The 13,837-nt window shown below is 32.6% G+C and carries 15 protein-coding genes; 13 read left to right on the top strand and 2 right to left on the bottom strand.

The genetic code is table 11. The features are described from left to right. Nucleotides 1-1,194 (top strand): elongation factor Tu, encoded by a 1,194-nt coding sequence (gene tuf / locus BIV18_RS02345; RefSeq protein WP_075659124.1) that lies wholly within the window; start codon nucleotides 1-3, stop codon nucleotides 1,192-1,194. Nucleotides 1,195-1,339: 145 nt separating this feature from the next. Here tuf and BIV18_RS02340 read toward each other — a convergent pair whose 3' ends face one another. Continuing rightward, complete coding sequence (locus BIV18_RS02340) at nucleotides 1,340-1,879, bottom strand: glutathione peroxidase (protein WP_075659123.1); 540 nt, start codon at nucleotides 1,877-1,879, stop codon at nucleotides 1,340-1,342. 326 nt (nucleotides 1,880-2,205) lie between these two features. Between BIV18_RS02340 and BIV18_RS02335 the strand changes: the two genes are divergently transcribed. Next, nucleotides 2,206-2,673 carry a YbaK/EbsC family protein gene (locus BIV18_RS02335; RefSeq protein ID WP_075659122.1) on the top strand — a complete coding sequence of 156 codons (468 nt, stop codon included), beginning with the start codon at nucleotides 2,206-2,208 and terminating at the stop codon, nucleotides 2,671-2,673. An 86-nt stretch (nucleotides 2,674-2,759) separates the two neighbouring features. On the opposite strand, the gene BIV18_RS02330 is transcribed toward BIV18_RS02335, so the two are convergent. Continuing rightward, on the bottom strand, nucleotides 2,760-3,347 hold the full coding sequence (locus BIV18_RS02330; protein WP_075659121.1) for a TlpA family protein disulfide reductase: 588 nt from the start codon (nucleotides 3,345-3,347) through the stop codon (nucleotides 2,760-2,762). A 157-nt stretch (nucleotides 3,348-3,504) separates the two neighbouring features. On the opposite strand from BIV18_RS02330, the gene BIV18_RS02325 reads away from it, so the two are divergent. The 11 genes from BIV18_RS02325 (at nucleotide 3,505) to BIV18_RS02275 (ending at nucleotide 13,765) form a co-directional block, all read left to right on the top strand. Then, entirely contained in the window at nucleotides 3,505-4,452 is a 948-nt protein-coding gene (locus BIV18_RS02325; protein WP_075659120.1) for a nucleoside hydrolase, read from the top strand. Next, the gene (locus tag BIV18_RS02320) at nucleotides 4,449-4,994 is read left to right on the top strand and encodes an ECF transporter S component (protein ID WP_075659119.1); all 546 of its coding nucleotides are present in this window, start codon (nucleotides 4,449-4,451) and stop codon (nucleotides 4,992-4,994) included. The genes BIV18_RS02325 and BIV18_RS02320 overlap by 4 nt, the downstream gene beginning before the upstream one ends. A 263-nt stretch (nucleotides 4,995-5,257) precedes the next feature. After that, nucleotides 5,258-5,581 carry a hypothetical protein gene (locus tag BIV18_RS02315; RefSeq protein ID WP_075659118.1) on the top strand — a complete coding sequence of 108 codons (324 nt, stop codon included), beginning with the start codon at nucleotides 5,258-5,260 and terminating at the stop codon, nucleotides 5,579-5,581. Beyond that, the gene (locus BIV18_RS02310) at nucleotides 5,568-7,514 is read left to right on the top strand and encodes a V-type ATP synthase subunit I (protein ID WP_075659117.1); all 1,947 of its coding nucleotides are present in this window, start codon (nucleotides 5,568-5,570) and stop codon (nucleotides 7,512-7,514) included. The genes BIV18_RS02315 and BIV18_RS02310 overlap by 14 nt, the downstream gene beginning before the upstream one ends. A gap of 10 nt (nucleotides 7,515-7,524) precedes the next feature. Continuing rightward, the gene (locus BIV18_RS02305; RefSeq protein WP_075659116.1) at nucleotides 7,525-7,995 is read left to right on the top strand and encodes a V-type ATP synthase subunit K; all 471 of its coding nucleotides are present in this window, start codon (nucleotides 7,525-7,527) and stop codon (nucleotides 7,993-7,995) included. 8 nt (nucleotides 7,996-8,003) lie between these two features. Next, nucleotides 8,004-8,552, top strand: coding sequence for a V-type ATP synthase subunit E (locus BIV18_RS02300; protein WP_075659115.1), 549 nt, complete (start codon nucleotides 8,004-8,006; stop codon nucleotides 8,550-8,552). A 17-nt stretch (nucleotides 8,553-8,569) separates the two neighbouring features. After that, a complete protein-coding gene (locus BIV18_RS02295) occupies nucleotides 8,570-9,562 on the top strand; it encodes a V-type ATP synthase subunit C (protein ID WP_075659114.1) in 993 nt (330 codons plus the stop codon). After that, nucleotides 9,555-9,869 (top strand): V-type ATP synthase subunit F, encoded by a 315-nt coding sequence (locus tag BIV18_RS02290; RefSeq protein ID WP_075659113.1) that lies wholly within the window; start codon nucleotides 9,555-9,557, stop codon nucleotides 9,867-9,869. The genes BIV18_RS02295 and BIV18_RS02290 overlap by 8 nt, the downstream gene beginning before the upstream one ends. Before the next feature lie 26 nt (nucleotides 9,870-9,895). Further along, nucleotides 9,896-11,665: a V-type ATP synthase subunit A gene (locus BIV18_RS02285; protein WP_075659112.1), complete on the top strand. Its 1,770-nt coding sequence runs from the start codon at nucleotides 9,896-9,898 to the stop codon at nucleotides 11,663-11,665. After that, nucleotides 11,658-13,082 (top strand): V-type ATP synthase subunit B, encoded by a 1,425-nt coding sequence (locus tag BIV18_RS02280; protein ID WP_075659111.1) that lies wholly within the window; start codon nucleotides 11,658-11,660, stop codon nucleotides 13,080-13,082. Before BIV18_RS02285 ends, BIV18_RS02280 begins: the two co-directional genes overlap by 8 nt. Then, nucleotides 13,082-13,765 (top strand): V-type ATP synthase subunit D, encoded by a 684-nt coding sequence (locus BIV18_RS02275; RefSeq protein ID WP_075659110.1) that lies wholly within the window; start codon nucleotides 13,082-13,084, stop codon nucleotides 13,763-13,765. Before BIV18_RS02280 ends, BIV18_RS02275 begins: the two co-directional genes overlap by 1 nt. Nucleotides 13,766-13,837 lie beyond the last annotated feature (72 nt).

Below are 13,837 nucleotides of genomic sequence, written 5' to 3'. Positions count from 1 at the left end.
ATGGCTAAAGCAAAATTTGAAAGAAACAAACCACATGTAAACATTGGAACAATTGGTCACGTTGACCACGGTAAAACAACACTAACAGCAGCAATCACACTTGTAATGAACAAGAGATATGGCAGTGGAGAATTCGTAGATTACGCTCACATTGATAAAGCGCCAGAAGAAAGAGAAAGAGGAATCACAATATCCACATCTCACGTAGAATACGAAACACCAAACAGACACTACGCACACGTAGACTGTCCAGGACACGCTGACTATGTAAAGAACATGATCACAGGAGCAGCACAAATGGACGGAGCTATCCTAGTAGTATCAGCAGCTGACGGTCCAATGCCACAAACAAGAGAACACATTCTACTAGCACGTCAAGTAGGAGTACCAAAGATAGTAGTATTCCTAAACAAAGAAGACCAAGTAGACGATCCAGAACTAATAGAATTAGTAGAAATGGAAGTAAGGGACTTGCTATCAGAATACGATTTTGACGGAGACAACACACCAATCATAGTAGGATCAGCACTAAAAGCATTAGACGATCCAGACGGAGAATGGGGAGACAAAATCGTAAAACTAATGGAAGCAGTAGACGAATACATTCCAACACCAGCAAGAGACACAGAACACCCATTCCTAATGCCAATAGAAGACATCTTCTCAATCACAGGAAGAGGAACAGTAGCAACAGGAAGAGTAGAACAAGGCGTAGTAAAAGTAGGGGACACAGTAGAAGTAGTAGGCTTAACAGAAGAAAAAAGACAAGTAGTAGTAACAGGTGTAGAAATGTTTAGAAAACAACTAGACCAAGCTCAAGCAGGAGACAATATAGGAGCACTACTAAGAGGAGTACAAAGAGAAGAAATCCAAAGAGGACAAGTACTAGCAGCACCAGGAACAATACATCCCCACACAAAATTTGAAGCCGAAGTATACGTACTAACAAAAGAAGAAGGCGGAAGACACACACCATTTTTTAACGGATACAGACCACAATTTTACTTCAGAACAACAGACGTAACAGGAGATATCCAACTAAAAGAAGGAACAGAAATGGTAATGCCAGGAGACAACTCCACATTTACAGTAACACTAATCACACCAATAGCAATGGACGAAGGACTAAGATTTGCCATTCGTGAAGGTGGAAGAACAGTAGCATCAGGAGTAGTATCAAAGATTCTTGACTAATCAATGGGATTAGAAATTTAAAAAATAAAACTTATAAAATAGGAGCAGGCAACTGCTCTTATTTTTGTTGTTTTTAGTGCATATAAGAGGAGCTTCTGTAAGATTTATACAGAAGCTTCAAGTACATAATAAAATTATATTGAAATTAAATTAGCTCAGCAATTTTTTCATCTATTTTTGTCATCTTTTCAGTTGGTTCAAACCTTGCCACAACTTCACCATCTCTATTAACTAAAAATTTAGTAAAATTCCACTTTATGTCGGGGTTATTTTTATAATCTTTGTCAATAGTTTTTAATAGAGTTGACATTGCAATTGCTTTAGGGCCCTTCCCAAAACCTTCAAAACCCTTTTGAGATTTTAAAAATTTATAGAGTTCAATTTCATTTTCACCATTGACATCAGCTTTTTTCATTTGTGGAAATTTAATGTTATAATTGATTTGACAAAAATGTGTAATTTCTGAGTCACTTTCAGGTGCTTGTTCTTTAAATTGATTGCAAGGTATGTCAATTATTTCTAGACCCTTATCGTGATACTTTTCATATAAATTTTCAAGGTCTTCATATTGTGGAGTGAATCCACATTTTGTAGCAGTGTTAACAATTAATATAACCTTACCCTTTAAATCTCTTAATTCCAAAAAACTGCCATCTTGTTTTTCTACTTTATAATCATAAATCATTTTTTAGCCTCCTAATCACCAATAGTTTACCCACAAAATAAAAAAATTAACAAAAAAGATGAGTTTTTTATAATAAAAATTAAACTCAAAAATTTAAAATAAGATGGAGTTTTTTGTGTAAAAATAACAATAAATATTTATCAAACTCAATTCACTTTTTGCATTTATATAAAGAATAATTTTAAAATAGTTTTGTGTTTAGTTTAACTCGTCAAATATCAAAAATGTTAAAATAATAAATTTTTTAAATTTTTCATTTATACAACTTATCTTTTATAAAAATTTATTTATGATATAATAATAAAAATTAAAAGGGTGGCGGGAAAATGAGTATAGAAAAGGTAAAAAATTATTTTAAAAAATATGGCATTGAAGAAAAAATCATTGAATTTAAAACATCAAGTGCAACTGTGGAACTTGCAGCAAAGGCACTTAATTGTGAGCCAGCGAGAATTGCAAAGAGCCTTTCATTTTTAGTAAAGGATAAACCAATATTAATAGTAGCAGCAGGAGATGTTAAAATTGACAATAAAAAGTTTAAAATATTTTTTGGAACAAAGGCAAAGATGATAGATAAAAATAATGTAGAAGAAATAATTGGTCATGAAGTTGGAGGAGTTTGTCCCTTTGGCATTAATGAAAATGTAACAGTTTATTTGGACATATCACTAAAAAGATTTGAGACAGTTTTTCCTGCTTGTGGCAGCAGTAATAGTGCCATTGAATTTTCAATAGAAGAACTTGAAAAATACTCAAACTATAAAGAATGGATAGATGTCTGTAAAAATATGTAAAGCTTTAGCCTATAATTATAAAATTAATACAAGAGATAAAAATCCCACAAAAAAGATGAGTCCGTTATAACTCATCTTTTGTTTTATTATTTATTTTCCTCTATAACTTTTTCAATAGTTGCTGCTAGACCATCTTTATCAGCTTTACCAACAAATCCGCCAAGGATTTTTCCCTCGCTATTTACAAAAAATGTTGTTGGAATTGCAGTAATATTTGCTAAATTATCTTCCATAGTTGGATTAGGCATTATATTTATGTAATTAACGCCTGATTCCTTTATGATTTTTTGAGCTTCTTCAACATTTGTATCCATGTTGGCATTTGTGTCCGCAACTACGCCAAGAAAATTCACCTTGTCTTTATATGTTTCGTATAACTTTGCTAGATCAGGCATTTCTTCTTTGCAAGGGCCACAAAAAGTTCCCCATACATTTACAAGTGTGATAGGTTTATCTTTATAGAACTCTTCTGATTTTATGATTTTGCCATCCATTATTTCCATAGTTTGAAAATCAAGATTATCAATTGGCATTTCTGTTAGTTTAATTGCACTTGCTGTAGTTTCTTCTGTTTTTTCAATTTTATTTGTATTTGATACATTATTTTTTTTGCTACAAGCAAAAAGCGTAAAGGTTATTGTGAATAAAATTAGTATTTTAAAAAGTTTTTTCATAATAAACACTCCTATTTAAAATTTTAACTTGGCTATTACATTATACTTGATACAAGAAAACTTGTCTATTTAAAAAAAATAATGTATAATAAGCTTCACTTGTTCGGGAACTCCAAGTATAAAAAACTAATTGTTCTCCAAAGAAATGGAGGTTAAAATGAAAAAAATTATTATCGATGCAGATCCCGGAATTGATGATTCTATTGCAATTATTTTATCAAATAATGTAATTGAATATGATATTCTTGGGATTTCTTTAGTTTCAGGTAATGTGCACGTTGAAAAGGGAAGGAAAAATGTACTTAGACTTTCAAAATTTTTAAATCAAGATTTTAAAATTTATATGGGAAGCAAATCTCCTCTCATTAAAAAATTTATTAACGCAGAGGATACTCATGGCGAGGATGGTCTTGGCGAAACTTATCTAAAATATGATGAGAAGGAGATAGATGGAGATGCAATTGACTTTTTAGTGGAAGAGGCTAGAAAGGGAGATGTTACAATTTTTGCACTGGGACCACTCACTAACATTGCCAAGGCAATAAAGTATAACAGATATGCATTTAAAGACACTAGAATTATTATAATGGGTGGAAATTTTAAGAGTTATGGTAACATGAGTCCAGTTGCTGAATTTAATTTTTATGTAGATCCAGAATCAGCTGACTATGTTATAAAAAATGCACCAAACAAAGTTGAAATAATGCCACTTGATGTTACAAGAAAATTTGTATTGACGCCAAGTATTTTGTCCTACATTAAGAGATTAAATCCTGAAATGGGAAATTTTATAGAAAAAATAACAAACTTTTACATGGATTTTCACTGGGAATATGAAAAAATTATTGGATCGGTGATAAACGATCCACTTACAATTTTAGCTGAAAGAAAGCCAGAATTATTTAAGAAGAGCATTTATAGTGCAGAGTGCATCACAGATGGTCCTGCAAGGGGTATGATCATGGTTGACGAAATGAACTTCATGAAGAGAGAAAAAAATATAATTTTATATGAAGATTTAAATTTATTAGAAGTGTGGACAGAGTTTATAGAGACGATTACAAAGGCTGAAGTCGACAAAAATATTTTAGGTGATTTAATATGAAAATTAGTTCAAAAAAAATCACTTTTATTGCACTTTGTGTTGCAATAAACTCTGTGAGTGCATGGATTGCTGTTGTATTAAAACTTCCAGTATATATTGACTCTATTGGGACAATAATGGCTGGTTTTTCCTTTGGACCAGCTTTTGGAATTGTAACTGGAATAATTTCCGCATTTGCAAATAGCATGGGAGATCCAATTGCAATTTATTTTATGCCGACACAAGTTATAGTAGGCTTTACAGCAGGTTATTTTAAGTTTTTGAAAAGAGATGAAATTATATCAAAATTTTATCTCACACCAGCTATGTCAATTCCAGTTGCGATTTCATCTGCACTTATAGCAACCTATCTTTTTGGAACAGTTACAACAGCTGGTTCAAGTTACATCGTTCAAGCTCTTCGTGCCATCATGGATATTTCAGATTTTATAATTGTCTTTGTAGTACAAATTATAACGGATTATGTAGACAAGTTAATTTCTGTTTTATTAGTTTCAAAAATTTACAATATGAATGCTTTTCAAAATATTTTAAATAGATAATAAATTTAATAATAAATTTTAAGCCACTCTTGTAGTGGTTTTTTAATATAAGCTTTTAAATACAAAGGGCTCTAAATTTTTACGATTTATTGTCTATTTAAATAAAATGAAATTTTAATTTTTCAATATTTTTTAAATAAAGATATGTTAATTAGGGTATTAAATAATACAACTGAAATTAAATTTATTATTATTGTTGTTAAATAATAATTTAACAAGTGATATAATTAATTTAAGAAAGATTTTACACTGGAGGTGATTTAGTGTCAGATGATGCAGTAAAAAAAGTTAAAGACACTGAAGCTGAGGCAAAAAAAATTATTGACGATGCAGAAGTTAAGGCTAAGGAAATTATTGAAAATGCAAAATCTATTGCAGAGGAGTCCTACGATGCCATTGTTCAAAGAGCAAAGACAAGTAAAGAGGAATTTCTTGAAAGGGCAAGAGAAGAAGGAGAAGAAGCTGTATTGCCAATAAGAGAAGAAGCAAAAAAGAAGATTATTGACATTTCAAAAATTTCTAAAGACCAAGAAGCTGAGATTGTAAAGTCAGTGGTAGAGAGGATTGTGAATAATGGCAATAGTTAACATGAAAAAATTCAAACTCTTTATCTTTGATGGAGATAGAGAGAAATTAATTAATAAATTTCAAAAGTTTAATTATGTTCACATTGAAGAGTCGGATTTTAATGCTGATTTTTCGGAGGATGATTTCTCAAGACCTAGATCTTCAGAAGATTTAATAGAAATTGACGATAAAATTAAAAGGTCAAAGGATGATATTGATCTATTGCTAAAGTTTAAAGAAAAGGAAAGTCCTATTAAAGCAATGAAAGAGGGAGTGGAAGACATTACCTTGGAAGAGCTTACGTCTAGAGCAATTGCTTTTCCCTTTGAAAAAATAGATTCTGAAATAAAAGCTCTTGTAGATGAGAAAGACAAAAACAATAGCAAAATTCAAAACATTGAATCCAAAATAGGTGAACTTAAACCCTGGGAAAATCTTTTATCTTCTTTGAAAGATCTTAATTCCACGAATTCTGTAAACATTTACACAGGTACTATATCGACAAGCTATGCGGCTGAATTTGAGAGTGAATTTATCAAAAATAATCTTGTGTATATTGAAAGGGTCTCAAAGGATAAAAACTTTTATTATTATCTCATAATAGTTGAAAAATCTGTGGAAAATGAGGCAAAAACTCTATTTTCAAAATTTGGTTTTACACCTATAAATGTCAAAGCAGATGGCAAAGTTAGGGACAAGATAGAGGCCTACGAAAGAGAAAAAGAGCTTCTTTTTGAAAATAATAAAAACATAGAAGAAGAATTAAAGACTTATTTAAAATATTTAGAAGATTTTAAATTTTCCTATGAATATTATCGAAATGAAAAAATTAAGATAATGTCGGAGAGAAAATTTTTAAAAACAACGCAGCTTAACTTAATTGAAGGTTACGTTCCAAGTGAAAAATTAGATAAATTTGAAGATGAAGTAAAAAAAGTATGTGGCGATGATTATTATCTAAATGCTGAAGATGCAAATAGAAATTCAAGCAAGGTTCCGATTTTACTAAAAAACAATTCCTTTGTAAGACCCTTTGAACTTATGACGGAAATGTATTCAATGCCAAAGTACAATGAAATTGATCCAACACCTTTCTTTGCACCCTTTTATTTTATATTTGCAGGTATAATGGTTGGCGATTTTGGATATGGACTTTTAGTATTTTTAGCTACACTTTTTGCACTTAAAACTTTTAAATTGACGGAAAAAAAGAGAAACTTTATAAAATTTTTCAATTACCTTTCCATATCTACAATGATATTTGGACTTGTATTTGGTTCCTTCTTCGGAGGAATAATCGAGCTTCCAAGCCTAATAGATACAGCAGAAGATTCAACACTTTTGATAATTCTTTCATTAATACTAGGTGGTATTCACATATTCTTTGCTCTTGGAATCAAGGCTTATATGGATATTCGTGACGGCAAACCAAAGGATGCATTATATGATGTTGGATTTTGGTACATGGCAGTACTAGGTGCAATTGGATTTATTTTAAGTAAAGTTCTTCCACAAGTTGAACCCTTTGGAAGGGTATTATTAGTAATAATGGTGCTTGGAATGATTGGCATAGTTGCAACTGGAGGACGTGAAGAAAAAACTACGGCAGGAAAGATTGGTTGGGGAGTGTATTCCTTATATGGAATCTCATCTTATCTTGGAGATTTTGTATCTTACCTAAGACTTATGGCATTAGTTTTATCTGGTTCTTTCTTGGGACTTGCTATAAATATGATTGCTGGAATGCTTTTTGGTTCAAATATAATTGGAAAAATATTTGCAATAGTAATTTTTGTGGTATTCCAATTGTTTAATGCCTTTCTTTCTTATTTGTCAGCTTATGTTCACACAGCAAGGCTTACTTATGTAGAAATGTTTAATAAATTTTATGAAGGTGGAGGCATACCTTTCAAAAAAATGATAGAAAATTCAGATTACTTTAATATAGACTAGGAGGATTAAAATGTTAAATGGATTAATGGGAGAATATGGTGGATTGATTTTAGGATCAATTGGAATTTTCTTTGCAGTTGCACTTTCAGGTGCAGGATCTGCTAAGGGAGTAGGTATGGCAGGAGAAGCTGCTGCAGGAGTAGTAATTGACGAACCAGAAAAATTTGGTAAATCTCTTGTACTTCAACTACTTCCAGGAACACAAGGTCTTTACGGATTTGTAATTGGACTACTTATTTTATTTAGACTTTCAACTGAAACCCCAGTAAATACTGGATTCATGTATATGGCAAGTGGTGCCGTAATTGGGCTTGCTGGACTTGTATCAGCAGTTGCACAAGGTAAAGTTTCTGTTGCTGGTATTAATATTTTGGCAAAAAACGAAGAACAACAAGCAAAGGGTATTATCTTTGCAGTAATGGTTGAACTTTATGCAATTCTTGCCTTTGCAATTTCATTCTTTATCCTATTTAGAGCCTAGGTGATACTATGGCAGGACTTGAAAATATTTTAAATAAAATTATTGAGGATGCAAAAACAAAGGCAGATGAAATTATAGTAGAGGCTGAAGATAAAAAAAACACCATTGTAGAAAATAGAAAAGATGATGCAAAATTTTTAGCTGATAAAATTAATGAAATCTCAAAAAGAGAAAGAGAAGACATTTTAAAAAGAGTAAAATCAAGTGCCGAACTAAAGGCGAGAGATGATATTTTAGCGGAAAAGCACAAGGTCATCGATAGAGTTCTTGAAAAAGCAATTGTAGAACTTGAAAATTTATCAGAAGAAGATTTTGTGAAATTTGTAAAAAACAATGTTGAAGGTGTAGAGGATAAAAACTCTATTTTAGATGTACCAAGTAAATATAGAGAAGCAGTTAAAAATGCAAATCTTGGTTTTAAAGTATCTGATGAGGATGTTGATAGAGGATTTGTCCTACACAATGGAAACTTAATTTACAATGGCGACTTTAGAGCTATTGTAAAATCTGAAAGAGAAGAGTTAGAAAAATTTTTAGCTGAAAAACTTTTCAGTTAAGAGGAAAAGGTGGTTAAATGGATAGAAGTAAATTTATCCAAAGTTCCACAAGACTTAGAGTCTTGGAAAAGGAGCTTTTAAAAAGTGAAAACTTTATAAGGATTTCTGAAGGGGATTCCTTGGAAGACGCACTTAGATCTCTATCTGATACAGTTTATAACAAGTATATAAATAAAATCTCTTCTCCCACAGAATATGAATATATTTTAAAAGAAGAGCTAACAAGGTTTTATGACGAACTTTACGATATTTCTCCTTCCAAAATTCCCATTCTTCTTGTAACATTGAAGTATTTTTATCACAATTTAAAAGTGCTAATAAAAGAAGATATTGGGAAAAAGGACTTAAAAGATCTTTATATGAACATTGGAGATTTTGACTTAAAAGAATATAGAGATGCTCTAATTAAAGGAAGCAAAAAGAATAAATATTTTGAGCTTATAGCAAAAGTTGAGGAGATTTACGAAGAAAAAAAAGATCCACAGCTAATTGATATATATCTCGACAACGCTTATTTCAAGGAATTACTTGAACTTGCAAAAGAGTCTGAAGTTGATCTATTTATAAAATATGCAAAAAATTTAATTGATTTTACAAATATTAGAACACTTCTTAGGGCTAAAAAGCAAAAAAAAGATTCTGAATTCTTGAGAAATGTAATCATAATAGGCGGAAATGTCAGAGAAGAAACTTATATGGATTTATTAAATAGAGATATAAGCTCAGATACAGATGCCTTTAAAAAACTTGATATTTACAAGTATATTAAAGAGGCCTTAGATTCTTTTAAGGAGAAAGGAAATCTTTCAAACTTTGAAAAAGAGATGGACAATTACTTTATAGATTTGATAAAAGATGTAAAGTACATCACTTATGGTCCAGAAATTATATTTGCCAATGCTTTGGCTAAAGAAATGGAAATTAAAAATCTTAGAATTATTTTAGTTTCTAAATTAAATGGACTAGATAGTGAATTTATTAGAGAAAAGTTGCGTGATAGTTATGTATAAAATAGCGGTTATTGGCGATAAGGATTCAGTTCTATCCTTTAAAGCTATTGGAATAGATGTATTCGTGAGTTACGAAGAAAAAGATGCAAGAGCCAAGGTTGACGCCCTTGCTAAAAAAGATTATGGTGTAATTTATATAACAGAAGAACTTGCAGAAAAAATACCTAATACCATTGATAGATATAATGACAAATTATTGCCTGCCATTATAGTAATTCCTTCTAACAAGGGAACTCTTGGTATTGGCATGAATAATTTAAATAAAAATGTTGAAAAGGCAGTAGGAGCAAATATATTAGGTGATTAATCACCTTTTTATGAGGAGGAGCTTTATTGAAATCAGGAAAGATAATTAAAGTATCCGGACCACTAGTTGTGGCAAGTGGCATGGAAGATGCCAATGTCTATGACGTAGTAGAAGTTTCTAAAGACAAACTTATTGGCGAAGTAATTGAAATGAGAGGCGACAAGGCTTCCATTCAAGTTTACGAAGAAACAACAGGCATTGGCCCTGGAGATGAAGTATATACAACAGGAGCGCCACTTTCCGTTGAGCTTGGTCCTGGAATGATTGAGCAAATGTTTGACGGAATTCAAAGACCTCTTGTTGGACTTAGAAATGAAGCCGGAGATTTTTTAAAAAGAGGAGTTGTAGTAAATCCTTTAAATAGAGAAAAAAAATGGGAATTTAAAAAAGTTGCAAATGTTGGAGATGAAGTTGAAGCAGGAGATATTCTCGGTACAGTTGAAGAAACAGCAGTTGTAACGCATAAAATCATGGTACCCAATGGGATAAAGGGCAAGATAAAAGATATTAAAGAAGGCTCTTTTACAGTAGAAGAAACTATTGCAACAATAGAAACAGAAATAGGCGACAAAAATCTTACGATGATACAAAAATGGCCAGTAAGAAAGGGAAGACCTTATAAGAAAAAAATCGATCCAAAAGAACCCCTAGTTACTGGACAAAGAGTAATAGATACATTTTTCCCAATTACAAAGGGAGGTACTGCTGCCATTCCAGGACCCTTTGGTTCAGGCAAAACAGTTGTACAACATCAACTTGCAAAATGGGCAGATGCACAAATAGTTGTCTATGTAGGTTGCGGCGAACGTGGAAATGAAATGACAGATGTACTTATGGAATTTCCAGAGCTAATGGACCCTACAACTGGCGAATCAATTATGAAGAGGACAGTGCTTATTGCCAACACTTCAAATATGCCAGTAGCAGCTCGTGAAGCATCAATTTACACAGGGATCACAATTTCAGAATATTTTAGAGATATGGGTTATTCCGTTGCAATGATGGCTGACTCAACTTCTCGTTGGGCAGAAGCCCTTCGTGAAATGTCTGGTCGTCTTGAAGAAATGCCTGGCGACGAAGGATATCCAGCATACCTTGGCTCAAGAATTGCAGAGTTTTATGAAAGAGCTGGTCGTGTTATTGTAAATGGCAGCGAAGAAAGAGAAGGAGCACTTTCTGTAATAGGTGCAGTTTCCCCTCCGGGAGGAGATATTTCTGAACCAGTTACTCAAAACACCCTTAGAATTGTAAAAATATTTTGGAAGCTTGATTATGATTTATCTTACCAAAGACATTTCCCAGCTATAAATTGGATTGATTCCTATTCACTTTATCAAACTAAAATTGATAGGTATTTAGACGAAAATGTAAATAAGAGATTTTCTTTGTTGAGAAAAAGAGCCATGGCACTTTTACAAGAAGAAACTTCATTACTTGAAGTTGTAAGACTTGTAGGTCGTGATACATTATCAGATGAAGACCAAGTTAAGCTTGACACTACAAAGTCAATTCGTGAAGACTTTTTACAACAAAATGCCTTTCACGATGTAGATACTTTCTGCCCTCTTGAAAAGCAATTCAAGATGCTTGATACAATCCTTTACTTCTACGACAAATGTCAAGAAACATTGGAAAAGGGTGCTTACTTTAGTGAAATAGAAAAACTTGATGTAAAAGAAAATATTGCGAGAATGAAGTATATACCTAATGATGAATTAGAAAAAATTGACGCAATAAAAGATAAAATTGACAGTGAACTTAAAGAATTAGAACAGGTCGGTGATGAAGATGCTTAAAGAATATAAATCAGTAACAGAAGTCGTTGGACCTCTTATGACTGTTGAAGGAGTAGAAGGCGCAACCTACGAAGAACTTGTGGACATCGAACTTCAAACCGGCGAAAAAAGACGTGGACGTGTTATAGAAATCGAAGGCGACAAGGCCATGGTTCAAATTTTTGAAGGTTCTAGTGGAATAAATTTAATGGATACAAGTGTAAGATTTTTGGGAAAACCACTTGAACTTGGCGTCTCACCAGATATGATTGGCAGAGTCTTTGATGGACTTGGCGAACCAATTGACGGTGGCCCAAAGATTATTCCTAAAGAAAAAATTGATATCAACGGAACTGCAATAAATCCAGTTTCAAGAGACTATCCCTCTGAATTTATCCAAACAGGTGTATCTGTAATAGATGGACTTAACACTCTTGTTAGAGGGCAAAAGCTTCCAATATTCTCCGAAGCAGGACTTCCACACAACGAACTAGCAGCACAAATCGCAAGACAAGCAACTGTACTTTCTGGTGGAGACTTCGCCGTAGTCTTTGCAGCAATGGGTATTACCTTTGAAGAAGCACAATACTTTATAGATGACTTCACAAAGACTGGTGCCATAGATAGAGCAGTTTTATTCATGAACCTTGCCAATGACCCAGCAATTGAAAGACTTGCAACTCCAAAGATGGCACTTACTGCAGCAGAATATCTAGCATTTGAACTTGGAAAGCACGTTCTTGTAATTTTGACAGATATGACAAACTATGCAGAAGCACTAAGAGAAGTATCTGCAGCGAGAAAGGAAGTTCCAGGCAGACGTGGTTATCCAGGTTATCTATATACAGACCTTGCAGGCATTTATGAAAGAGCAGGAAGAATTAAAGGAAGAGAAGGCTCCATTACACAAATTCCTATTTTGACAATGCCAGAAGGAGATATCACTCACCCTATCCCAGACTTAACGGGCTATATTACTGAAGGACAAATAATTTTATCGACAGATTTATATAAACAAGGATTAGAACCACCAATTAATGCAATTCCATCCCTTTCAAGACTTAAAGATAAGGGAATTGGCGAAGGAAAAACTCGTGAAGACCATGCCGATACAATGAACCAAATTTATGCAGCTTACACCGCAGGTAAAGAAGCAAAGGAACTTTCTGCAATCCTTGGAGAAACAGCACTATCAGAAACTGACAAAGCTTTTGCAAGATTTGCAGACTTATTTGAAAAACAATATGTATCACAGGGCTTTGAAACTAATAGATCAATAGAAGAAACATTAAATTTAGGTTGGGAACTTCTTTCTCTAATACCTAAGACTGAATTAAAGAGAATTGACGACAAATTAATCGAAAAATATTTAGGCGATAAGGAGAAAAATAATAAAGGACCTCAAGATCATAAAAATTTAGAAAATGAGGGATTATAATGACAAGACTTAAAATAAATCCCACTAGAATGAATTTGTCCCTTTTAAAGGGCAAATTAGAAACATCGACTAGAGGTCATAAGCTTTTAAAGGACAAACAAGACGAACTTATGAGACAATTTATAACTCTCATAAAGGAAAATAAAAAGCTAAGACTAGAAGTGGAAGAAAAATTGCAAAATTCCTTTAAAGCATTTTTAATGGCATCAGCTGCCATGAGTCCAGAAATGCTTGAAGAAGCAATTTCCCTTCCCACAATGAAAACACTTGTTGAAATCAAAAAGAAAAATGTAATGTCTGTGGATGTGCCAGAGATGAAATTTATAACAAAAAAAACATCTGAAGACGCATCACGCTATCCCTATGGCTATGCACAAACAACATCGGATCTTGACTCCGCTATTGATGAACTTACAGAGGTAATGGAAGAACTTTTGAAACTTACACAAAAGGAAAAAGCAGCACAACTTCTTGCCAATGAAATTGAAAAGACTAGAAGAAGAGTAAACGCCCTTGAGTACAAGACAATTCCAGACTTGCAAGAAACAATAAAATATATTCGCTCAAAGCTCGACGAAAGCGAAAGAGCAAATATCACAAGGCTAATGAAAGTTAAAGATATTATCTCAAAGGACGAACTTAAAGAAGAAAAAATAGAAAAAGTAAATGCAGAATTAATATAATAAAAAATTATTATATTATAAATAATACCTTTGCACTATTGATGCTAATCTCTATTTTATAGGATATTGTAG

Origin of the sequence: Peptoniphilus grossensis, from assembly GCF_001940285.1 — a bacterium.
Taxonomy (GTDB): Bacteria; Bacillota; Clostridia; order Tissierellales; family Peptoniphilaceae; genus Peptoniphilus_A; species Peptoniphilus_A faecalis.
Note: the sequence above shows the minus strand (reverse complement) of the source record. Positions and strands in the feature narration are given on the sequence as shown.

Bases quoted from the DNA above. Each gene is read 5' to 3' on its own strand.
- BIV18_RS02325 (WP_075659120.1), top strand. From the start codon at position 3,505: ATGAAAAAAATTATTATCGATGCAGATCCCGGAATTGATGATTCTATT.
- BIV18_RS02320 (WP_075659119.1), top strand. From the start codon at position 4,449: ATGAAAATTAGTTCAAAAAAAATCACTTTTATTGCACTTTGTGTTGCA.
- BIV18_RS02275 (WP_075659110.1), top strand. From the start codon at position 13,082: ATGACAAGACTTAAAATAAATCCCACTAGAATGAATTTGTCCCTTTTA.
- BIV18_RS02305 (WP_075659116.1), top strand. From the start codon at position 7,525: ATGTTAAATGGATTAATGGGAGAATATGGTGGATTGATTTTAGGATCA.
- BIV18_RS02280 (WP_075659111.1), top strand. From the start codon at position 11,658: ATGCTTAAAGAATATAAATCAGTAACAGAAGTCGTTGGACCTCTTATG.
- BIV18_RS02330 (WP_075659121.1), bottom strand. From the start codon at position 3,347: ATGAAAAAACTTTTTAAAATACTAATTTTATTCACAATAACCTTTACG.
- BIV18_RS02340 (WP_075659123.1), bottom strand. From the start codon at position 1,879: ATGATTTATGATTATAAAGTAGAAAAACAAGATGGCAGTTTTTTGGAA.
- BIV18_RS02310 (WP_075659117.1), top strand. From the start codon at position 5,568: ATGGCAATAGTTAACATGAAAAAATTCAAACTCTTTATCTTTGATGGA.
- BIV18_RS02335 (WP_075659122.1), top strand. From the start codon at position 2,206: ATGAGTATAGAAAAGGTAAAAAATTATTTTAAAAAATATGGCATTGAA.
- tuf (WP_075659124.1), top strand. From the start codon at position 1: ATGGCTAAAGCAAAATTTGAAAGAAACAAACCACATGTAAACATTGGA.
- BIV18_RS02290 (WP_075659113.1), top strand. From the start codon at position 9,555: ATGTATAAAATAGCGGTTATTGGCGATAAGGATTCAGTTCTATCCTTT.
- BIV18_RS02300 (WP_075659115.1), top strand. From the start codon at position 8,004: ATGGCAGGACTTGAAAATATTTTAAATAAAATTATTGAGGATGCAAAA.
- BIV18_RS02295 (WP_075659114.1), top strand. From the start codon at position 8,570: ATGGATAGAAGTAAATTTATCCAAAGTTCCACAAGACTTAGAGTCTTG.